Here is a 22836-nt window from a genome sequence, read left to right as displayed (position 1 = left end):
AAAGTGGTTGTTATTAACCGAATGGTACGCATTAAATAGTTATAAGAACGACTCTCATAGTGAGTTATTTTCATAAGCATATGAGTAAAAAGCATATGGGCGCAGCTAACACAGTAATTCTCGATGGCGGCATGGGCCGTGAACTGCAACGCCGTGGCGCGCCGTTCCGCCAGCCGGAATGGTCGGCCCTGGCCTTGAGCGAAGCGCCGCAAGCGGTGGAGGCCGTGCATGCGGCCTATATCGACAGCGGTGCCAATGTGATTACCAGCAATAGCTATGCAGTGGTGCCGTTTCATATCGGCGAAGCGCGGTTCGCGCAAGAAGGCCAGGCGCTGGCCGCACTGGCCGGTGAGTTGGCGCGACGGGCGGTGCAGGCATCCGGTAAGGCGGTACAGGTCGCCGGTTCATTACCACCGCTGTTTGGCTCCTATCGCCCCGACTTGTTCCAGGCCGAACGGGTCAGTGAGTTGCTGACACCACTGGTGCAAGGCCTGGCGCCTCACGTCGACCTGTGGCTGGCGGAAACCCAGAGCTCAATCGTTGAGGCGCGAGCCATCCATGCGGGCCTGCCGCAGGACGGCAAACCGTTCTGGCTGTCGTTCACCTTGAAAGACGAAGACACCGACGACGTACCACGCCTGCGCTCCGGCGAGCCAGTGACCGAGGCGGCCGAGGCCGCCGCGCAGTTGGGTGTGCAGGTGTTGCTGTTCAATTGCAGCCAGCCGGAAGTGATCGGCGCGGCCATTGATGCGGCGCGTGAAACCTTTAAGCGATTGGGTGTAGCGACCCAGATCGGCGCCTACGCCAATGCCTTCCCGCCGCAACCCAAGGAAGCCACGGCCAACGACGGCCTGGACCCGTTACGCGACGATCTCGACCCGCCAGGTTACCTGCATTGGGCTGCTGATTGGCAGGCGCGTGGCGCCAGCCATTTGGGTGGGTGCTGTGGTATCGGGCCGGAGCATATTGCGGTGCTGGCGCAGCGCCTGACCAACTGATTTACCGCACTTCAAAGTGTGGGAGGGGCAAGCCCCTCCCACATTTGGTTTTGTATTGGTTATGAGGCCTAGGTCCGGCATTCGGCCAGGGTTTTCAGCTGGCCCGAGCCGCTCTGGTTCGCCTCCGATAGCCATGCCTCAAACCCTGCGCCTACCTTTGGCCATTCCGAATCGATGATCGAATACCACGCGGTATCCCGGTTCTTGCCCTTGACCACCGTATGCTGGCGGAACACGCCTTCAAAGCTGAAGCCCAAGCGCTCGGCCGCATACTTGGAGCGGGCGTTGGCGTTGTTGCACTTCCATTCCAGGCGGCGATTGCCCTGCTCGAAGGCGTACTTGGCCAACAGGTACACCGCCTCGGTGCTTTTGGGCGAGCGTTGCATCGGAGCACCGAAGGTGACATGGCCGATCTCGATGCGGCCTTGCTCGGGCACGATCGACATCAAGCTGAGGATGCCCTGGACCTGGCCAGTTGTGCGATCAATCACGCTGAAAAAATACGGGTCGCTATGGGCCGCGTGATTATTCAGCCAGGCATCGAACGCGTTGCGCTCAGGGAAGGGGCCGTAGGGTAAATAGTCCCATAGCTTTGGGTCGGCGCCCGGGCCTTGCAGGGCGTTGAACAGGTCATCGCCATGGCGCGCCGGGTCGAGTTTTTCCAGGCGGATAAAGCGCCCTTCGAGCAGTTGAACCGTGGGGGCCGGTACGCCTTTCCAGTCGGCGAGGGAAGTGGACATATTGCGCTCCTTAAAGACCTTGGCGAAATTGGATAAAACCTGGGCGTTCGGCGATGCGTTCGTAGAGTTGGATAGCGGTGGCGTTGGTCTCGTGGGTCAGCCAATGCACCTTGCAGCAACCATCGGCCTTGGCGGTGGCGTAGACGTACTCGATCAACTGGCGACCCACGCCGCTGCCGCGCTGGGCCGGTGCTACCAGCAAATCCTGCAGGTAACAGGAGTTCTCGATGCTCCAGTTGGAGCGGTGGTAGATGAAGTTGACCATGCCCACGGCCTTGCCGTCTTGCCAGGCCAGGGCCGAGTGGGTCGGCTCGCTGGCGTCGATCAAGCGCTGCCAGGTGCTGAGGCTGACGGCGTCCGGCAGTTCAGTGTTGTAGAACTGCAAATACGCTTGCCACAGCGCCAACCAGGCGGCGTGATCAGTGGCGGTGACGGGGCGGATGTCGATCGGGCTCATTCTGAAACTCCTTGGGGCATAAAGCGTGCGAGGGTCTGGTCGCGCACGTCGAGGCTGGTGGCCAAGCCCTCGCGAATGCCGTTCATGTCAGCCTGACTGCGGTTCTGGCCGAGTTTGCGCTTGCCCACCACACGTTCGATCGGCAGGGCAAAGCCGACGATGGCCTTGAGCATGCTGTCAATGTAGTTGGCCGGGGCGTCGCTGACTTTCCACGGCTGTGCACGCTTGCCTTCATGGCGATCAGTCAATGCAGTAACCACGGCCAACAAGCGCTCGGCGTCGGTAAACGCTTCGGGCTTGCCATAGGCATGCACGGCGATGTAGTTCCAGGTGGGCACTACTTTGCCGTGCTCGGCCTTGGCCGGGTAGAACGAGGGGCTGATGTAGGCGTCGACGCCGGCAAAGATCACCAACGCTTCGCTGCCGTCTTGCAGGTCTTTGCACTGCGGGTTGGCCTTGGCCAAGTGCCCGTAGAGGGTGCCATGGGGGCCTTCATCGGGGTTGAGCAGCAGCGGCAGGTGGCTGGCCTGCAGGCCTTGCTCACCAAAGGTTACCAATTGCGCCAGGCGGGTGTGCTGGATCAGTTGGTGGATTTCAGGCAAATCGTCGAGGGCAAAGGCGCGAGGTGTGTACATGGAAATTTTCCTTGGCGAATGCCTGCATCCTAGGCAGGCTAATGGTTCGTTGTAAGAGCCATCTAGCGCCCATTTCATAGGTCCAATATGTCGCCCACTACACCGCCGCTGTCATTCAACCCCGCCGGCATTGAGCTGGATCGCCGCCTGGGCTTGACGCGCCAACTCTATGAAGCCTTGAGCCAGCGGGTGCTGGACGGGCGGCTGGTGAGTGGCACGCGGTTGCCCGCTACCCGGGACTTGGCCGCGGCGTTGGCGATTTCGCGCAACAGCGTAATACGTGCCTATGACCAACTGTATGCCGAGGGCTTTATCGAGAGCCGAGTCGGAGATGGCACTTACGTCGCTCTATTACCTACGCCAAAAAAACTATCCACAAAAGTATCCACAAGGTTATCAACAGGCTTATCCCCAACTTTATCCACAAAATGGACGAATTTGCCCGGGAATCTGGAAGATGAAGTTATCCACAGCGCGGGTTTGGACCGGGTAAAAAATCACCACCTGCCCCAGCCGCCGTCAGGACCACCCCGAGCATTTCGCGTGGGAGTGCCGGCCTTCGATCTGTTTCCGTTCGAGGTGTGGGCCAAGCTGAGTGCGGGGTTCTGGCGCAAACCTGACCTGCAACACCTGTGCTATGGCGACCCGGCGGGGGATGGCCGTCTGCGCGGGTTGATCGCCGCGTACTTGCGCAGCTCGCGGGGCATGCAATGCAGTGCTGAGCAAATAGTGATCACCAGTGGCGCTCAGCAGGCGATCAGCCTTTGTGCACAGCTGCTGGTGGAGCCGGGGGACAGCGTTGCAGTGGAAAACCCGGGCTATCGCGCAGCGGGCCACGCGTTCGCTTTGGCCGGCGGGCGACTGCACGGCGTGCCGGTGGACGACGAAGGTATCGACTGCCAGGCGCTCAATACCCTGGGCGATTGCCGGGTGGCGTATGTCACGCCTTCCCACCAGTACCCGTTGGGCGTGGTGATGAGCCTGGCGCGTCGCCTTGAGCTGCTGGCCTGGGCGCAACGCACGGGCGGTTGGGTGGTTGAAGATGATTACGACGGAGAGTACCGCTACAGCGGTGCGCCGCTTTCGCCACTGGCAGCCCTGGATCGCAGCGGGCGCGTGCTGTACGTCGGCACCTTCGGCAAGGTGGCGTTCCCGGCCTTGCGCCTGGGTTACCTGGTATTGCCTGCGGCGTTGGTGGACGCCTTCGCCCAGCGTCGCGCGGTGGACATGCGTCATTCGGAGGTCAGCACCCAGGCGGTGATGGCCGAGTTCATGGCCGCCGGGCATTTCCAGCGGCATATCCGACGCATGCGTCGTGCGGCTTTGAGCCGACGCAACGCTTTGCTCGCCGGCTGGCCTGGCGACCTGCCTGGCCTAGGCCCGCTGCCCAACGTGGCGGCAGGGTTGCACCTCACGGTGAGGCTGGACAGCCTGGCCCGTGAGCAGCAATTGCTGGCCCAGGCGTTGGCCGCTGGGGTCGAGGTCAATGGCCTGAGCAACTATTGGCTGGCAGACTCGATCACTCCCCTCGACCAGCGCGCCGGGTTGGTACTGGGGTTCGCCGCTGTGCCAGAGGCGGCGATTACCCAAGCGCTGGCGCGATTGCGGGTGGCATGGCAGGGCTGAGATCAATTTGCAAAGAACAGTGACTGGGCCAACTGCGGACTGATTTCACTGCGGTAAATTTCGATCTGGTCCTGGTCGCTGCTGCCCGTACGCTGCAATCTGCCGCCGAGCCTGCGCTGGTCGCGAGTCTTGAGGTGCCCGGCGGTAAAGTGCTCGAGCTCGGCTTGGGTTGACGCGTAGTGAAAGTGTGCATACCACAGGGCGGCATTGCTTTGGCTATCGCGGATTTCGTACTCATCCAGGTAGTTCTTGCCTGGGCCCTTCAAAGGACGGCGATTGGTCGTCTTGACGATCTTCACCAGCCCTTGATCATGCAACCACTTCACACGAGCTGCCGTGGGAGGTTGTCGCTTGGTCAGAGTGATTCGAGTCTGGGTGCCCAGTTCGTAGAGGCGTTTGGCGCGGTCATTGAGCTGGCGGTTGAGGTTGGCCGCCGAAGGCCGGTCGCTTTCGGTGAGGTTGAGCCGGGTCAGGGCGGATTCCACTGTCAGCACGGCATCCTCCAGCTCGGCCGCATGCTGGTGGAACATCTCTTCGATCTCCACCGGGATACGCCCGCGTTTACGCGAGTGAGCCAACAGGCGGCGGGTGGTGGCCGGCTCATCATCCAGCAATTGCTGCCCGGCGTTGAGGCTTTTCCCAAGGTTGGCGGGCTTTGGCCTTGACGGGGCAGAGGGGCCCCTTTTGTGCTCGACCCAGACTCCTGGGGCTTTTTCGTGGAAGGTGGCAATCACCTTGCCGGTCAGCGTTGCCTTCACATCCACCAGCGTGGCTTCGCTCTCCCTTGGCTCGCCTACCACGATGCCCTTGAAGCGGGTCTTGATGATTTTGCGTCGAGGCGGCTCTGGCGGTTTCGACGGTCCCGGCTTTGGCTCAAGGGCTTTGCGCTGGCGCAACAGCTGCGCCAGTTCGTGCAAGGTGCGCTGATGAAATTCTTCGATACGCTGGCGCAATACTTCCACGGGGTCGCGCTGCAGGTGCTCTGGATAATCGGCGTGCAGGTCCAGCAGGCGATGGTCAACGATGTCGAATTGCTCGGCCAGGCTGTTGAGCGTTTCGATGCGCTCATCCAGGCTGCTGTCTTCGGGCTCGCCGAGAATGTCAATCAAGCTCTGCACATGCAGGTCAGCGGCGTCGATGATATCGCTCAACTGTGCGCGGACACGGGTCAACACTGTGCTGTTACCGGCGTTGACACACAGATAGCGCATCAGGGTGATGTGCAGCGCCTTCAGGTCGGGGAGCGTGATATTGGGCAAGGCACGCATCGTCGATTGGATGGCTTCTGCACCCTCGACACCAAGGTTTTCCAGTTCCTTGAAGCGGCCAGCCACGTATTCCAGGCGCATGATCATTTCCAGGGTCTGGGTCGCGATAGTCTCGGCGGTTCGCCTCTCCAGCGAGGCGGGTAATTCGAGCGCATTGAGGGAGCCCGACAAGGCATCGCGATAAGCGGGCAATTGTTCATCAATGGCGGCTCGCGTCAGCGCCAACTGGTTTTTCAGGAAGCCAATCATCATGCTCTGGTATTCAGGCACGTCGTCGATGTGGCCAAGGGACCTGAGTTGGCGAATGGGCTCTTCGTATTCCAGCAGGCGTTGATTCGCATCCCTGATGAAGTTTTCACGGCGTAAGTCAGTGGAGGGCCCAGGCTCTGTGCCGATGGCCGCGAGGGTATTGGAAAGCTGTTGTTGTCGATCCCGGTCGTTGATCTGGAAACGGTCAATATTTTTACGCAGTTCTTCAATGCGCGGCGGTTTCTGCTGCCTGGCCGTGCGCCGACGGTTGCGAAAACCGCCGCCACGCAGGCGCAGGCGGGGATCGACGAACCACTGCCCAGCCCTGTTACTGATCAGCAATGGGCCGGTGCGGTTTGGGATGGCCGGGTCGATAACAACCACGTTGTCGTTGGCGTCTACCTTGACCTCGAACCAGCGCTTGCCAACGGGTACGAACCATTTGTTGGCGGCGGGATACAGGTGGTGGTGGGTACCGGCTTGCTTGTTCTGCTCGCCCAATTCGGCGGGCCGCTCGACATTGAAGCTCTCCAGCCACGTGCCCAGGCTCGTGGGGGTGCGGCTGAGTGCGCCGCTGACGTGCAGGGAGCCCTGATGCGAGGCGAACAGTTCAGTGCTGGGCAAGTCCGGCAGCTGCACCGCGGTGATAGAGGGCGCAGGCAGCGCCGGTTGCTCTGTGTTGGTGTTCGACAGCGGCTCCTCGGGCACCTTGGGCTTGAGCGTTTTGTCTGTCGCCGGGGCGGACGGATGACGCAGGGCCACATGCAGCGCCAGGGCCATTCCCAGGTTGAGCCACAGGTCCACCAGTGAGGTCCAGGGCGTGGCTTTGTCGGCGGCATTGACTGCCTGCTCGACCTCTTCCAGGTCATCCATGATCTGCCACATCCAGGCCGCGATTCCCACCGTAGGGCCAAGGAACGGCAAGGTCGCATTGAAAATCTGCCAGCCGGCACGGCGAAAGGTCGCCCAGCGTTTTTGCACGTTGGACACCGATTGACGAGTCGCCAGCTCCACCATGGCATTGGCGTTGGCCTTGAAGAGTGTACCCAGTACGTCATTGCCCAGCACTTCGTCACTCAAGGCAATGGCGCCGCTCATGTACACCACGGTGGCGGGCTCGATCAGCACGCGGGCAAGTGTCCAGGGCGACGGCACGGCACCGGGGAACACGTACTGTGCGTAGTTGAAACGCGATGCTTCGGGTAACCAGGCCAGCACCGATTCGCGCAGATGCCGATCATGTTTGATCGCATACAGCAGGTTTTGCCGCGAGGGGAATTGACGCAGCATCGGCTCAAGCAGCGGGCGGTACAGTACGCACGGGCCTTTGTCGGCGGACCGGGGCTCGATCACGAACATATTGGTCACCGCATCCTGGTCGTGCCCGGGGCGCAAGGTGGGAATAAAGGCCAACTGACGGATGACGATTTCCTGCCCATCGAATTGGCGGTCATGGACGTCAGGTTGCATTACGGCGGCAACGTAGCGGTAACCCAGCTCATCCAGGCCATAGCGCCCCTGGATTTTCCATTGCAGGGCCAGCATCGGCAGCTGCACACGCAGGTGGCTGGTGTAGAGCTGCTGCCGTGCCTGGGATTGCTCCGGGTCTTCGAGCAGTGTGCGCTTGATCAGCGCCGGATAGTGCTCGCCGATATCCAGTTGGGTAATCAAGTCCTTGAGGTAGCTGTACGTCAGCCATTCAGGTGCGGGACCGCCGTTATACGCCACGCTGGTCTCGCCGGTGGGCAGCCCGGTGAGATTTTCCAGGGCCAGGTCGATCAAGTTGCGGCGAGTGACGTCGATCTGTCCAGGCACAGCAAAGGTGCCCCAGATGACCGGGCTCTGGATGATGACTTCGACCTTGTCCGGGTTCAGCGTGGTGCTCTGTTTGTTGGCCTTGAACCGGCTTTGCAATTGCGCGCGGGCATAGTCGCGTATCGGTGCAATACCGTCCTGGAACAAGCGGCCATGGTTGGAGGTGTGCACCTGGGCCAAGTCAATGAGGTAACGGCCATAGGCGGCTGCATCGGCATCACTGGCGTCGGCCAGCCAGTCGGGCATTTGCTGGTTGACTTGATGAACGCGCGACAAGGACTGTCCGCTCAGGTCTTCGAGGGCGGGCAGGGCACGGGTTATGGTCGAAGGTACGCCGGGTTGGCCGAGGGCGGCGCGGCCCTGGGGGTCTTCGAGCATGCCGATGGCCTCGATTTGCATGGAAATCAAGGCGCAGGCCAGGCTGTCGAAAAAGTTGTCGGCCGGTTCAATCAGGCGCCATTGCAATACCGTGCCATGGGGCACCTGGCTCAATTTGGACGGAAGGCTTGTGCCGACCTGCTCCAGCGAGGTGAATTTTTCGTAGCCGTCGACCAGGGAGTAGGCAAGAATCCTGGTTTCTTTCTCGTGCTCGCCGATCAATAGCGTCTTGTCCATCACGCCGATATGACGAACCTGGCCATCGTGCAGCAAGTCTATATCGATCAGGTAGGCCCGGCTCTTGTACGGGTCCTTGGCACTGCGGGTTTCTTTCTGCGCAAAGTGATACAGCGTTCTGGCCATGGCGCAGTCGTCAGCGTCCCAGCCTTCCACAGTGGTCACATTCCATACTTTGCGCAGCGAATTGGCGAGCACTTGCCAGCGCGGGCCGTTGCCGCTGCTGGACTGGTTCCAGTAGTCGAGCTGCTGTTCCTGAAAGGCGGTGAACAGCAGCGGCGCCAGCTCATTGATCAAGCGCCCGACGGCATCGATTTTCACCGGCAAGTGCACGGCCTCCCAGGCGTCGGGCTGTAGCGAGAGGTAGTGCTCGCCGTCGATATAGACCACCGGCCTCGGCCACATGGCCTGGTGTGCCATGACGGAGGTGAGTGATTCGGCGGGTCCTCTGGACGAGACGATCAGGTCGTCGATGACGCGCCAACGCGGGCGGCAGACCATGGCCAGGTCCGGGTCGATGTCCAGCGTTGGGTATTGCTCGCGCAGCGCGGTGCGCAAGGTGCTGGCCGCGACTTCCCGGCTGGTGGGGCCGGTGGTCAGTTGGATGAGCAATTCATCCACGGTGGGCGGTCGGTTGGTTTGCGAAGTGTCCGTGGCGAGGGGGGTGTCGGGCATCTGCAGCTCCTTGGCAAGCGTTGGCCCGGGCGGCTGCGACGGACCTTGAAAGGCGCAAGGTAATGATTCCAGGAGCGGCGGAAACGGTAGATAAATAGGGGACGAGCAGGCTCGCCCCCTCGAAGGTCAGGTGCCGGACTTGATCTTGGTCCAGGCCCGCGTCCTGGCGCGTTCGGCCTCACGGCCCAGGGGCTTGAGGGTGTAGAGCGTGGCCATGGCCGCTTCGGTGGGGTAGAGGTTGGGATTGTTGCGGATCGCCGGGTCCACCTGTTCGGTGGCGTCCTTGTTGGGGTTGGGGTAGCCGACAAAATCACTGATCGGCGCAATGACGTCCGGCTGCAGCAGGTAGTTGATGAAGGTGTAGGCGTCCTTTGGGTTCTGGGCGCCCTTGGGAACGGCGAGCATGTCGAACCAGATCGGTGCGCCTTCCTTGGGCAGGCGCATGGCCACGGTCACGCCGTTTTTCGCCTCTTTGGCGCGGTTGGCGGCCTGGGAAAAACTGCCGGAATAACCGACGGCCACGCAGATGTCACCATTGGCGATATCGGCCATGTATTTGGATGAGTGGAAATAGGTGATGTAGGGGCGAATTTTCATCATCAGCGCTTCGGCCTTGGCGTAGTCCTTGGGGTTGTTGCTGTTGGGATCCAGGCCCAGGTGCTGCAGGGCCAGGGGCAGGATCTCCGAGGGCGAGTCCAGCAAGGCCACGCCGCACTGCTTGAGCTTGCTGAGGTTGGCTTCGTTGAAGATCAGGTCCCAGCTGTCCACTGGCGCGCCGTCACCCAGCGCTGCCTTGACCTTGGCCGGGTTGAAGCCGATAAGGATGGTGCCGTACATGTAGGGCACGGCAAACTTGTTCCCAGGGTCGTTGGCCTCGATCAGCTTCATCAGCTTGGGGTCCAGGTGCTTCCAGTTGGGCAGTTGGTTGCGGTCCAGGGGCTGGAACACGCCGGCTTCGATCTGCTTGGCCAGGAACACATTGGAGGGCACTACCACGTCATATCCGGAGTTGCCGGTGAGCAGCTTGGCTTCCAGCGCCTCGTTGGTGTCGAAGATGTCGTACACCAGCTTGATCTGTGGGTTCTGCGCCTTGAAGTCTTCAAGTGCCTTAGGGGTGATGTAGTCGAACCAGTTGTAGACCTTCAGGGTTTTTTCTTCGGCGTGGGCCGCGCCGCCGAGTACGGCCATACAAAGGGCGAATACCTTGAACAGGTTCATTGCACACACTCCTCAAAACCTTCGAGCACATTGACGGCATTGATGCCGATTTCTTCTACGGCGTAACCGCCTTCCATGACGAACAGCGTGGGTTTGCCCAGGCGCGCGATGCGTGCGCCCATGGCCAGGTAGTCCGGGCTGTCGAGCTTGAATTGTGAAATGGGATCGTGCTTGAACGTGTCCACGCCCAGGGACACCACGATCACATCGGCGCCGTAGCGTTCGATCTCCTGGCAGGCTTGCTCCAGCGCCTGGCTCCAGCGCTCCCAGCCTGAACCGGCCGGCAGCGGATAGTTGAAGTTGAAGCCGGCCCCGGCGCCTTCCCCCAACTCGTCGGCATAGCCGAGGAAGAAGGGAAACTCCGCCTCCGGGTGCCCATGGATCGAGGTGAACAGCACGTCGCTGCGGGTGTAGAAAATCGATTGGGTGCCGTTGCCGTGGTGGTAATCCACATCGAGGATCGCGACCTTCGTATGGCCCTGGTCGAGGAACGCCTGAGCGGCAATCGCCGCATTGTTGAGGTAGCAATAGCCACCCATCAAGTCGCTGGCAGCGTGATGACCTGGTGGCCGACACAGGGCAAAGGCCGAACGCGCGCCTTGCTGGATCGCCTCTTGCGCCGTCAACGCGACCTGGGCGGCGCTGTACGCGGCTTGCCAGGTACCGGCGGTAATCGGCGCGCCGCCGTCGAAACTGTAGTAACCCAGCTGGCCGTGCAGGCTGGTGGGCAGCACCCGGCGCAAGGTGCGCGCGGGCCAGGTGTAGGGCAGCAGGTCGCCGTCCTGGCCGAATTCGGTCCAGCGCTGCCAGGCGTCCTTGAAGAAATCCAGGTACTCGGGGCTGTGAATGCGTTGCAGCGGCGCCAGGCCGAAGTCCTGCGGCGCCTGCACCGGGCCCAGTTCGCGGTCCTTGACCCGCTGCAGTACGTGGTCGGCCCGCGATGGCATTTCGAAGCAAGGCATCAGCTGCCCGTCCATCAATTCACAACGGCCATGGTGCAGATGGTGGTCGTGCGAGTAGATCGTCAGCATAGTGTTGGGCTCCGCAGGCTGGGTGGGGTGCGTTGTAGTGTTGCGGCGCGCGGGGCGTCGGAGAACGGCAGGAGCGGCCAAAAGGGGATCCACAGGGCCAATGTTCGTGTCCGTTATTCGCCCCTCTGATCATGGCCTGAACTGACTGGGCGCCACGCCGCTCCAGCGCACAAAGGCATGCCGGAAACTCGCGGTTTCACTGAAGCCCAGTTGCTCGGCAATTCGGTAGATCGGCAGTTCATCGGCGCCCAACAGCTGCTTGGCACGCTCGAAGCGCAGTTCGTCCAACAGCTCCTGATAGCTGCAACCCAGCTCATGCAGATGCCGGCGCAAGGTGCGCGAAGAACAGTTCAACTGCGCCGCCAACCCATCAACTCCAGGCGCTGCGTCCAACTGTGCGCCGAGCAGATGGCGAACCCGGCCCAGCCAGGCCTGGCGCCCGGTGAACTCGGTGTTCTGTTTACGGCAACGTTCGGCGATGGCGCGATGGGTAATGACATCGGCCAGCGGTAAGGGTTGTTCGAGCCAGCGCCGGTCGAACGCAAAGGCGTTGGCCTGGGCTGAAAACTCCAATGAGCAGGCGAAATGCTCGGCATAGCGTGCCTGGTAGGCGGGGCTGGGGTAGGCAAAGCGGGCACCGAGCAACGGCAGGGGCTGGCCGAGTAGGTCGGCGCAGATGACCTTCAGCGAAACCAGGCAGAACTCCACGTTGAATTGGGTCAGGGCCGGATCCTCGCGGTAACCGCCAGCGGTCAACCAGATGCGTTGGCCGTCCGGCTCCAGGCTCAGCTCAAAAAGTGTTCCCAATAGCGCCGGGTAGCGTAGGGCCAGTTGCAAGGCGTCACCGAAGGTGGCACTGGTGAGCAAGGCGTAACCGAGCATGCCGTAGGACGACACGTGCATGCGCTGCCCCAATTCCAGGCCGACGTCCTGGCGCAAGGCAACGGCATTGGCACACACGCGCATTTCTTGCTGGGTGGTGATATGAGTGTCGGCGCGTGCCAGGTCGGCTTCGCGAATACCGCTGCCGGCCAGCAGCGTGTCATAGCTAACGCCTTCGGCCTTGAAGGTGTCCAGCACCCGCGAGACCGCATTGAGGGTAGTCAGGTGTGAATGCAGCATGGTGGGTTCCAGCCTGGGTTTGACAGGCTGGAGCAAGTTATGTGCCGTGGTCGGTCAATTGCGCTCGGGTGGGAAGAAAACGCGCTTGGCCTGGGCCAGGTTGATGGTGCTGCGATAGAAATCGACCTGTTGCTGTGCGTTGAGCCCTTGAACGTCATCGGCCGCCTGGCCTTGCGCTTGCTCTTGCGGGGTCTTCAAGCGAGCGCGCAGAAACCGGTCGAGCGGGGCATCGGAGGTCGAGTAATGGAAGTGGGCATACCAAAGCACGGTTTGCGTGGACTCATCGGTCAGGGTGTATTCGTCCAGATAATCCTTGGTAGCGCTTTTGAGTCGGCGTCGTTTAACGGGCTTCTTGACGCTGATCAGATGGCGGCTGATAAGCCATTCAACCCGTGTGAGCGTGGGTGGCTGTTGCTTGATCAGCGTCTGCACCTGCTCGTTGGCCTGCCCGTAAAGGGCTTGCACAGCATCATTGAGTTTCTTGCGCAATGCGGCGGCGGCGGGCTGCTCGCTTTCGGTGGCATTGACCTGGGTCAGCGCTTCTTCGATAGCCTCTGCGGCCTGCTCCAGCAGCTGCGCATGTTGATGAAACATACGTTCGATGCCGATCGGGGTGCGGGACGGCTTGCCGATTTGCGCCGTGGCGCGGGACTGGAATGTTGGCAGTTGGTCGATCAGCGACTGGCCATGGGCGACGCTGGCTTCGACCGTGGGGGCGGCAGGTGCCGGCTGGGTTGTACTGGGCGAAAGGTGCTCGACCCAGACACCCGGGGCTTTCTCATGGAAGGTCGCGATGAGTTTATGGGTCAACGGAGACTTGATGTCGACAAGGTCGGTCTCGAGCCCCACAGAGGTCAGGCGGGGCTCGCCAATCAGCATGCCGTTGAAGCGGGTATGGATGAATTTTTTCGCCGGCCTTGGCGGTGTGGGCGGCGGCGTAGGTCGGATTCGGGCGTCCGTCTGCTCAAGGTGCAAGGGCGCCAGTGCGGCCTTGGCCCGATTGGCAAAAGTGCTCAGCATGTTTCGCAGGTTTTCAATGGGCTTGTCGAGGGTCTTTTCGGGGAAATCCTCGCAGAAGTCCTGCAGTTGTTCGTCAATCAGCTGGAACTGCTCCACCAGGCTGGCCAGGGTTTCAATGCGTTCGTCCAGGCGCGCTTTGCTGCGCTCTTTGAGGGCGTCTTGCAGGGTCTCTACGGCGATATCGGCCTTGTCGACAATCTTGCCGATCAGGCTCCAGGCTTCAGGTGCAGTGCTGATCGATTGCGGTTCCAGGCACAGGTTTCGCGCCAGCGTCACTTGCAGGGCCCGTAGATGGTCGCTGGTGTAGAGCGGCAGTTTGGCCTTGGCGGTTTGAATCAGCTGCGTGCCTGCGCGGGCAAGTTCGCCCAGTTCGGTGAAGCGCGTGTGGGTGTAATCCAGGCGCTTGACCATGTCGTCGCACAGATCTGTCATCAACTGCGCGTCGGTGATGCGGCTTGCCTGGGTCGACGTCGAAGGGGTTTCGATTTGGTCCAGTACCGTCTTGAGTTGCGGCGTGAACCGGGTTTGCAGTTCTCGGATGCCAGCCTCGTTGAGATCCAGTTGCGCCTTCACATATCCGAGGGCTTTTTGCTGGAAATCAGGCACCTGGGTGAAGACGTTCAAGGTCATCAGTTGTTGGCGTACCTCTTCGTATTCCAGGCTGTGGCTGTCGAGTTTGTTCAGGTAGGCCTGGCGTTTGGCCTGGGTCGAACTGCCAGGGGCGTCGCGCATGGCCTGGAATGCCTGTTGCAGGTCTCGCTGCGCCGCTTTCTTGGTTTTTTCAAAGGCCATCAGGCTCGCGCTCAGCTTTTCGGACTTTGCCCTTGCTTCGTCTGCTGCCTTTTTCTGCTTGCTTTTGCGACCGCCACCCGCCAGGCGTAGCCGGGGGTCGATAAACCACTTGCCCTGGGCGTTGTGAATCAACGGCGGGCCCGTGCGGCCAGGCGCTTTCGGGTCGACAATGGCCACGGTTTCGTCACCGAACAGCTTCACCTCAAACCAGCGTTCGCCCACCGGTGCGTAGTAATGTTGTGCAAGCAGATAAAGATGTTGGTACGCCCCTTCTTCGCTGACGGCGTTTGCCAGGCCCTTGGGTTTTTCGACTTTGAAACTGTCCAGTACCGTCGCCAGGCTGCTGGCGGGGGGGCGAGTGAGTGCGCCCTGGGTGTTGAGCGGCAGGTCATGATCGGCAGGCGGCTGTTCCTGGGTGCGGGTGGGTAGCTGTTCAACTCTGATCGCGGTTTCAGCGCTGACGCCGGGAATCTCCGGCTCGACCTTGGCAGCGCTGGTGCCAGGACGGGCGTGGGTAGCCACATGCAGGGTCATGGCCATGCCCAGGTTGAGCAGCACATCAGTGAACGCTGACCATTGCGCCTGTTGCTCGCCCTGTTTGTGCGCCTCGACGAAAGTTTGCACTTGGTCGAGGATCTGCCAGATCCAGGCGCCGGTATTCGCAATACGGCCCATGAAGGGCAATGCGGCATTGAAGATCAGCCAACCGGCCTGCTTGAACGTGGCCCAGCGGTTTTCAGCGTTGGACACCGATTGGCGGTCCGCCAGCGTCACCAGCGCCTTAGCATTGGCATCGAACAGGGTGGTAAACAGGTCACCGTTGAGAGCCTGCTGGCCCAGGCTCATGGGGCCGCTGTAGGTCCAGAGTTTGTCCGGCTCCACCAGGAAATCGGCCACCGCCCAGGGTGAAGGCAAGTCACCAGGAAAGACGTAGTTGGTGTAGTCAGTGCGCACCGTGTCCGGCAGCCAGGCGACCACCGAGTCACGCAGCGTCGGCGATTGTGCGATGGCATACAACAGGTTCGCCGGTGACGGGAATTGCAGCAGTACCGGTTCGAATAGCGGGCGGTATAACAGGCATGGACCGGCTTCGGCATGTTGCGGGCCGATGACGTACATGTTGCTTACCACATCCTGGCCATTGCTCTGCCTGCGCTTGGGCACGAAGGCCAGGTGCCGGATGACAATCGCTTGCCCATCGACATAGCGGTCGGCACTTTCTGCCTGCATCACTGCTGCCACGTAGCGATAGCCGCGCTCATCGATCCCGCCCTCCTGGCGTATCTTGTACTGCAAGGCCAGTAGCGGCAGCTGGATGCGCAGGTGCTGGGTGTACAAGGCTTTTCGCCGCGTCGACTCGGTGGTGTCGTCGATCAATTTGCTGCGTATCAGCGCCGGGTAGGCACGGCCGATATCGGCCGTGGTGATGAGGGATTTCACGTAGCCGATAGTCAGCCACTGGGGCAAGGCCTTGCGCGTCTGCATGCGCAGGCTCTGGTTACCCAACGGCAGCGCGATCAGGTTTTGCAGGGCCAGTTCGGCCAGGCTGAAGGTGCTGGTCTCGACCTGCCCCGGTACCGTGAACGCGCCCCAAACCACCTGGCTCTGCACCTGGATAGTCAGGGTGTCCAGGGCCAGGTGCGCGGCTTCAGGATGCTCCTTGATGATCAACGCCCTGAGCGTGTCGCGGGCGTATTGCGTGAGAGGGGGGATATCGTCTTGGTACGTCTTGCCCTCGTTCTGGCTGTGCAGCGCAGCCAGGTCCTTGAGGTGCCGCGAATAAAACGCCCGGTCTGAGGCAGAGGCCTGGGCGAGCCAGTCCGGCAACACGTGTCGATACCAGTCAAGGTCCGGGCCCTTTGCGGTGACCTGCCCGGTGGTTCCCGTCAGTACACTCAGGGGGGCTGTTCTCGATGTGGCCGATGTGTCGATGGAGACGGTGGTGAAGGCGTCGATTTGCAGGGTGATCAGGGAGAAGGCCAACTGCTCGAAAAAGTTGCCGACGGGTTCATACAGCCGCCACTGCAAACGCTCGTAGTTAATTGGCTGATACACCAGCGTCGTCAAGTACTCGCCCAATTGGTCCTGGGTGGTGAATTTTCTGTAGCCGTCGAAGGACTGGCAGAGGATTACGTCTTGGCCCTCGGATTGCCCCAGCAGTACGGCAATAAATACTTGCGGGGTGTGGCTGGCCTTGCCGTCGCTCACCAGGTCGATGTCGACCAGGCAGGCCTGGAGCTTGCTGCCGGAGCTGCGGTTCGCCGGGTCGGGCGCGTGGTACAAGCGGCGCGCCAGCGCACAGTCGTCGTCGGTCCAGCCGTCCACCTGCTGCACATTCCAGGTATTGCGCAACGTGTTGGACAGTTCGTGCCAATGCGGGCCATTGCCGCCGCTGGTGTTCCAGTAATCCACCAGCTGTTCCTTGAACGCCTCGAATACCACAGGTGCCAGGACGTTGATGACGTTAGCGATTTCGACGATGCGCACCGGCAAATGCACGACCGGTTCGGTGAGTGGCAGCGGAGTAAGAAAATGCTCGCCTTCGATGCACAAGGTGGGCTCCTTCAACACGGCCTGCCTGGCCAGCAGGGTGCTGAGGGTTCGATACTGCGGGGGGCTGGAGATAATCTTGTCGTCGACCAGCTCCCACACCGGCGTGCCCAGCAGGGTGGTGTCCGGATTGATGTGCAGGTCGGGGTATTTTTCTGCCAGGGATTCGCGCAGCAGTTGGCCGGCCACCTCGGTGATCGAGGGTCCGACGCACAGCTGGGTAATCAATTTAAGAGGTAGGTCTTCGGGTTTGGCAGCCTGCGCGGTGGCGCTTGAAGTGGTCATGGTACATCCCTGTCTTGCCGATGGATGGGAACAACCCGAGGTTCAGGCCCGGGGTTTCCATGCTAGAAAAGCGCAAGACAGGGCAGGGGGTAGTTATCTAGGGTGGGCCTCGGTGCCCAGGTCCAGTTCTACCAGGCGGCGGATCTCGTCGCAGGCCAGGCCCGCTCCGAGTAGGGCGTGGAGCTTGCCGAATGCCGCTTCACGGGTCATGCCCGCACCCGACAGCACACCGGCATCGCGCAAGCGGCTACCGGCTTCGTAGACATCCAGTTCCACGCCACCTTCATGGCATTGGGTAATGGCGACCACCACTACATCCCGGACCTGTGCGCGCTTGAGGCTGGCGAGGAACTCGGGGTTGTCGCTGGGCCCGGTGCCGCTGCCATAGCACTCCAGGATCAGCGCCTGTACGCCGCTGTCGACCAGGCTGTCCACCAGCGCGGCACGCATGCCCGGCACCAACGGTACTACGCCGATATCCGCGATGGTCTTGGGCTGGCGATAATCCAGCGCGGCCGGCAGCGATTCGGCGCGGGGCTGGTTGTCCAGGCGCTGCAAGGCTGCAAACGGATGGCGGCCGAAGCTGCGCACCTTGGCGCAACGGGTCGGCGGTAGCAGTTGGCCGTGGAAATACAGCTGCACCCCGGATGCCAAGCCTTCGCCCAGCGCGGCCAAGGCACCGCTGACGTTTTCCCAGGCATCGCTGTCCGGCACGCCGGCGGGCAACATTGAACCGGTAAACAGCACCGGTGCGGGCAGGCCCAGTAGTTGGAAACTCATGGCTGCCGCACTGTAGGCCAGGGTGTCGGTGCCGTGCAGGATCAGTACGGCATCGCAGCCCTCGTCCACCGCCTCGACCACGGCGCTGCGCAGGTGCTGCCAGTAGGCCGGGGTCATGTTGGCGCTGTCGATCAGCGGTGACATTTCGCGAAAGCGCCAGGCGGGTATCGATTGATTGGCAAGCTGGTCGCGCATGCGCGCTTCAAAACCCGATGCCGGGGCCAAGCCGTTGGCGCTGGCCTGCATGCCGATGGTGCCACCGGTGTAGAGCACCATGACGTTATTAGCTGGTTGCATTGAAGAATCTCCTGAACGAAAAACGCCGCCGGGCCCAGAGCATGCCCAAGGCCGGGCGGCGTGTCATCTATCTACGCTTAGCGTTGCGCTTGGGCGATCGATTCAGCAGTGGCTTGCACGGCAGGCTCCGGTTTTACCGGGCTGGCCGGCCAGGCCTTGCGGTCCAGGTCCAGGTCAGGGAACTGGCTGGAGTCGAACACCGGGGTCTTGATGCCTGCCGCACGCTGGTTGTCGTAGTCGTTCAGGATGCGCATGGCGATCTTGAACAGGAACGCCAGGGCGAACAGGTTGACGAAGGCCAGCATGGTCATGGTGATGTCGGCGAAGGCGAACACGGTGCTCAGGTTCTCGATGGAACCCCAGAAGATCAGCACCAATACCAATGCGCGGTAGCCCATCAGCACCTTGCGGTTATTGCCGACCAGGAAGCGCAGGTTACTCTCGCCCAGGTAGTAGTTGTACATGATCGAGGTGAACACGAACAACGCCAGGGCCACGGAGATAAACATGCGGCCCCAGTCACCGACCACCGCCGCCAGGGAGTTCTGGGTCAGGGCAATGCCGTCGCCTTCAAAGCCTGGGGTGTAGAAACCGGAAAGCAGGATCAGCAACGCGGTGCAGGTACAGATGATGAACGTGTCGAGGAACACACTGAACGCCTGCACCACGCCTTGGGCAATCGGGTGTTCAACCGAAGCGACTGCCGCTACGTTAGGCGCACTGCCTAAACCTGCTTCGTTGGCGAACACGCCGCGCTTCACACCCATGATGATCGCGCTGCCGACCAGGCCTCCGAAGGCTTGGTCGAGGCCGAACGCGCTCTTGACGATGGTCGCGAGCATGGCGGGCACGTGGTCGAATTGCAGCACGATCACGTACAGGGTCACGGCAATGTAGACCAGGGTCTTGACCGGCACCAGCAGGTCGGCAATCGAAGCAATACGCTTGATCCCGCCAATGAACACCAGGCCCAGCAACACCGCCAGCGCGAGGCCAGTGTAAGTGGTGTCGAGGCCGAAGGCATTGTTCAGCGAATGGGTCACAGCGTGCGCTTGCAGGCCGTTGAAGGCAAAACCGAAGGTCACCAGCAGCAGGAACGCCATGACCATGCCCAGCCAGCGTTTGTGCAGGCCATGCTGGATGTAATACGCCGGGCCGCCACGGTAGGTGCCTTCGGCGTCGGTGCGCTTGTACAGCTGGCCAAGGGAGCACTCGATAAAGCTCGAAGACATGCCCACCAGTGCAGTGACCCACATCCAGAACACGGCGCCCGGGCCACCCAGGGTCACGGCAATACCGACGCCGGCGATGTTACCGGCACCTACGCGGCCCGCCAGGCTGAGCATCAGCGCCTGGAACGAGCTGAGTTGGCCGGCGCTGCTCTTCAGGCTGTCTTTAAACACCGAGAACATATGGAAAAAGTGACGCAGTTGAACGAAACGCGAGCGGATCGTGAAATAACCGCCGAGCCCGACTATGAGCACGATCAGTACTTTCCCTGAGAGGAAGTCGTTGATGACTTCGAGCATGGAGTGTTCCTCGCTGATTTTTCTGATGGCAAACGCTGGACGGTCCGACGCATCGCTCGGCACCAGGCAGTGCACGACGCTTCGATCCCCATCCTTTTGCGGGTGTTGTTATTCATGCGGTGTCGCGTGGTACCCGGGCCTCGTTACCGATGGCCGCAGACGCGAGAGGGGCGGCACTATACCTAGGCGAGACTGATCCGTCTGCACGGGCTGATTAAAGGTTTCAGCCACGCGGTGGCAAGCAAGGTGGGTTTGCAGGGCGATATTGGAGTTTTTATGGGCTTCATTTCACAACCTTGAGGCAAAAAAAAGGGCCTGAAGAACGAGCCTTCAGGCCCTCAAAAGGTGAGAGGTGTCTAGTCCCTCAACCTGGTGAGCGGTGCAACAAACGCTTAGGCCTTCAACGGGACCAGGCGTGGAGCGATCATGTTTTCAGGGCGCAGGATGTCGTCGAGCATGGCGTCGTCGAGCAAGCCTTCTTCACGCACCAGTTCCAGCACGCCGCGGCCGCTTTCAAGGGCGATACGCGCAATGCGGGTGGCGTTTTCATAGCCGATGTAGGGGTTCAGCGCGGTGACCAGGCCGATGGAGTGCTCCACCAGTTCGCGGCAGCGGGCTTCGTTGGCGGTGATGCCGACGATGCAGTGCTCGCGCAGCATGTCCATGGCGCGTTGCAGCAGGCGGATCGAGTCGAAGATCTTGAAGGCGATCAGCGGCTCCATCACGTTCAGCTGCAATTGGCCGCCTTCGGCTGCCATGGTCAGGGCCAGGTCGTTGCCGATGACTTGGAACGCCACTTGGTTGACCGCCTCCGGGATCACCGGGTTGACCTTGCCGGGCATGATCGAGCTGCCTGGCTGGCGCGCCGGCAGGTTGATCTCGTTGATGCCGGTACGTGGGCCGCTGGACAGCAGGCGCAGGTCGTTGCAGATCTTCGACAGCTTCACCGCGGTACGCTTGAGCATGCCGGAGAACAGCACGAAGGCGCCCATGTCGGAGGTGGCTTCGATCAGGTCGGCTGCCGGCACCAGCGGCTGGCCGCTGATGGTCGCCAGGCGTTGTACGGCCAGGGCCTGGTAACGCGGGTCAGCGTTGATGCCAGTACCGATGGCGGTGCCGCCCAGGTTGACTTCGGTGAGCAGCTCCGGCGCCAGGGTTTTCAGGCGGGCCAGGTCTTCACCCAGGGTGGTGGCGAAGGCGCGGAATTCCTGGCCGAGCGTCATCGGCACAGCGTCTTGCAATTGGGTGCGGCCCATTTTCAGTACGTGGCTGAACTCGGCACCTTTGGCCGCGAACGCCTGGATCAGGCTGTCGAGGCTGGCCAGGAGTGCGTCGTGGCCCAACAGCAGACCCAGGCGGATCGCAGTGGGGTAGGCGTCGTTGGTCGACTGCGCCATGTTCACGTCGTTGTTGGGATGCAGGTACTGGTACTCGCCCTTGTTGTGGCCCATGGCCTCCAACGCGATGTTGGCGATGACTTCGTTGGCATTCATGTTGGTTGAAGTGCCGGCGCCGCCTTGAATCATGTCCACCACGAATTCTTCGTGGAAATCGCCGCGGATCAGACGGGCACAAGCTTCGCTGATGGCAGCGTGCTTGGCATCGCTGAGCTGGCCCAACTCACGGTTGGCGTCAGCTGCGGCTTGCTTGACCATTGCCAGGCCGACCACCAATTTCGGGTAATGCGAAATCGGAACGCCCGAGAGGCGGAAGTTATTCACCGCTCGCAGGGTCTGGATGCCGTAATACGCTTGAGCCGGTACTTCAAGTACGCCAAGCAGGTCTTTTTCTGTGCGGAATGATGCAGCGGAGGACATGACGGAAATCATCTCGATATGGACCCGGAACTGGCCGGAACGCTGCGAATGCTAGGCTTGTAGAACTTTTTGGGCCAATGCTGTTAAGCACTGGCCTATGCACAAACGGCATAATGTGGATGTGACCCAGCTATGATGGCGGGCGTGTGTGCCAAAATGGTGCATACCCTTGGGAGGAAGTGATGAACCTTGAGAGCAAATGGCTGGAAGACTTCAGCGCCCTGGCGGCCACCCGCAGTTTTTCCCAGGCCGCGGAACGGCGCTTTGTCACCCAGCCGGCATTCAGCCGTCGTATTCGCAGCCTTGAGGCCGCGTTGGGCCTGACCCTGGTCAACCGTTCGCGCACGCCGGTGGAATTGACGGCGGCGGGGCAACTGTTCCTGGTGACCGCGCGCACGGTGGTCGAACAACTCGGTGAAGTGCTGCGCCATTTGCATCACCTGGAAGGCGGGCAGGGCGAGGTCATGCAGGTGGCGGCCGCGCACTCGCTGGCACTGGGGTTCTTTCCACGTTGGATCGCACAGCTGCGCAACGAGGGGCTGAACATCGCCACGCGATTGGTTGCCACTAACGTCGGCGACGCTGTGCACGCCCTGCGCGAAGGCGGTTGCGACCTGATGCTGGCGTTTTACGACCCGGATGCCGCCATGCAGATGGACGCCGAGATATTCCCATCGCTGCACCTGGGCAACACCGAAATGCTCCCGGTGTGCGCCGCCGATGCCGATGGCAAGCCGCTGTTCGACCTGGAAAGCGAGGGCAGTGTGCCGTTGCTGGCCTACAGTGCCGGGGCGTTCCTCGGCCGCTCGGTGAATTTGCTGCTGCGCCAGCGGGCCCTGCGGTTCACCACCATTTACGAAACCGCCATGGCTGACAGCCTCAAGAGCATGGCTCTTGAAGGCTTGGGTATCGCCTGGGTGCCGCAGTTAAGCGTACGTGCCGAACTGGCCCGAGGCGAACTGGTGGTGTGTGGCGGGCCGCAATGGCATGTGCCGTTGGAGATTCGCCTGTATCGCTGCGCGCTGGTGCGCAAGGCGAATGTGCGCTTGTTGTGGCGCAAACTGGAAGGTGGTGCGGCGCAAAATACCTAAGCCTGAAACAGATCCAATGTGGGAGGGGGCTTGCGGTGTAGGGGACTGACTCAAGAGTCAATAAAACCGCGGGTTTGGGCGGCTAGACAGATGGTCATCCAAGGGGCTGTTTATCTGGATTATTACGGTATACTGCGCGGCCTTCGGCCGGTCCAACCGGCCTTAATTCGTACACCAAGCCACGCCGGATTTCCTGCGTGGCTTGTTGTTTTTTGACGCGCCTGCG

General features: G+C 61.3%; 14 protein-coding genes. 3 read left to right on the top strand and 11 right to left on the bottom strand.

What is annotated here, in order from left to right; translation table 11 throughout:
- Positions 1 to 95: 95 nt before the first annotated feature.
- Positions 96 to 998 carry a homocysteine S-methyltransferase family protein gene (locus tag ASD70_RS22695; RefSeq protein ID WP_046070154.1) on the top strand — a complete coding sequence of 301 codons (903 nt, stop codon included), beginning with the start codon at positions 96 to 98 and terminating at the stop codon, positions 996 to 998.
- Between the two features lie 68 nt (positions 999 to 1066).
- Here ASD70_RS22695 and ASD70_RS22690 read toward each other — a convergent pair whose 3' ends face one another.
- The 3 genes from ASD70_RS22690 to ASD70_RS22680 are packed head-to-tail and all read right to left on the bottom strand — an operon-like array spanning position 1067 to position 2830.
- A complete protein-coding gene (locus ASD70_RS22690) occupies positions 1067 to 1738 on the bottom strand; it encodes a GNAT family N-acetyltransferase (RefSeq protein WP_056847498.1) in 672 nt (223 codons plus the stop codon).
- Positions 1739 to 1748: 10 nt separating this feature from the next.
- A complete protein-coding gene (locus tag ASD70_RS22685; RefSeq protein WP_056847497.1) occupies positions 1749 to 2195 on the bottom strand; it encodes a GNAT family N-acetyltransferase in 447 nt (148 codons plus the stop codon).
- On the bottom strand, positions 2192 to 2830 hold the full coding sequence (locus tag ASD70_RS22680) for an FMN-binding negative transcriptional regulator (protein ID WP_056847496.1): 639 nt from the start codon (positions 2828 to 2830) through the stop codon (positions 2192 to 2194). The genes ASD70_RS22685 and ASD70_RS22680 overlap by 4 nt, the downstream gene beginning before the upstream one ends.
- A gap of 87 nt (positions 2831 to 2917) precedes the next feature.
- Between ASD70_RS22680 and pdxR the strand changes: the two genes are divergently transcribed.
- Positions 2918 to 4456: a MocR-like pyridoxine biosynthesis transcription factor PdxR gene (pdxR, locus tag ASD70_RS22675; RefSeq protein ID WP_056847495.1), complete on the top strand. Its 1539-nt coding sequence runs from the start codon at positions 2918 to 2920 to the stop codon at positions 4454 to 4456.
- Positions 4457 to 4458: 2 nt separating this feature from the next.
- Here pdxR and ASD70_RS22670 read toward each other — a convergent pair whose 3' ends face one another.
- The 8 genes from ASD70_RS22670 to aspA all read right to left on the bottom strand — a co-directional run bounded on the left by ASD70_RS22670 (position 4459) and on the right by aspA (position 21519).
- Complete coding sequence (locus ASD70_RS22670) at positions 4459 to 9078, bottom strand: dermonecrotic toxin domain-containing protein (RefSeq protein WP_056847494.1); 4620 nt, start codon at positions 9076 to 9078, stop codon at positions 4459 to 4461.
- A gap of 126 nt (positions 9079 to 9204) precedes the next feature.
- Positions 9205 to 10296 carry a polyamine ABC transporter substrate-binding protein gene (locus ASD70_RS22665; protein ID WP_056847493.1) on the bottom strand — a complete coding sequence of 364 codons (1092 nt, stop codon included), beginning with the start codon at positions 10294 to 10296 and terminating at the stop codon, positions 9205 to 9207.
- Positions 10293 to 11327, bottom strand: coding sequence for a histone deacetylase family protein (locus tag ASD70_RS22660; protein WP_056847492.1), 1035 nt, complete (start codon positions 11325 to 11327; stop codon positions 10293 to 10295). Before ASD70_RS22660 ends, ASD70_RS22665 begins: the two co-directional genes overlap by 4 nt.
- 129 nt (positions 11328 to 11456) lie before the next feature.
- On the bottom strand, positions 11457 to 12449 hold the full coding sequence (locus tag ASD70_RS22655) for an AraC family transcriptional regulator (RefSeq protein ID WP_056847491.1): 993 nt from the start codon (positions 12447 to 12449) through the stop codon (positions 11457 to 11459).
- A gap of 54 nt (positions 12450 to 12503) precedes the next feature.
- A complete protein-coding gene (locus tag ASD70_RS22650; protein ID WP_056847490.1) occupies positions 12504 to 17096 on the bottom strand; it encodes a hypothetical protein in 4593 nt (1530 codons plus the stop codon).
- A 93-nt stretch (positions 17097 to 17189) separates the two neighbouring features.
- Positions 17190 to 18173 (bottom strand): asparaginase, encoded by a 984-nt coding sequence (locus tag ASD70_RS22645; protein ID WP_046070144.1) that lies wholly within the window; start codon positions 18171 to 18173, stop codon positions 17190 to 17192.
- A gap of 77 nt (positions 18174 to 18250) precedes the next feature.
- Positions 18251 to 19702 (bottom strand): alanine/glycine:cation symporter family protein, encoded by a 1452-nt coding sequence (locus tag ASD70_RS22640; RefSeq protein ID WP_046072607.1) that lies wholly within the window; start codon positions 19700 to 19702, stop codon positions 18251 to 18253.
- Positions 19703 to 20094: 392 nt separating this feature from the next.
- Positions 20095 to 21519, bottom strand: coding sequence for an aspartate ammonia-lyase (gene aspA / locus ASD70_RS22635; RefSeq protein ID WP_046070140.1), 1425 nt, complete (start codon positions 21517 to 21519; stop codon positions 20095 to 20097).
- A gap of 182 nt (positions 21520 to 21701) precedes the next feature.
- Between aspA and ASD70_RS22630 the strand changes: the two genes are divergently transcribed.
- The gene (locus tag ASD70_RS22630; RefSeq protein WP_046070139.1) at positions 21702 to 22610 is read left to right on the top strand and encodes a LysR substrate-binding domain-containing protein; all 909 of its coding nucleotides are present in this window, start codon (positions 21702 to 21704) and stop codon (positions 22608 to 22610) included.
- Positions 22611 to 22836 lie beyond the last annotated feature (226 nt).

Source organism: Pseudomonas sp. Root569 (assembly GCF_001427465.1).
Taxonomy (GTDB): domain Bacteria; phylum Pseudomonadota; class Gammaproteobacteria; order Pseudomonadales; family Pseudomonadaceae; genus Aquipseudomonas; species Aquipseudomonas synxantha.
The sequence above is the reverse complement of the archived record's forward strand: the minus strand, read 5'-3'. Positions and strand labels throughout refer to the sequence as shown.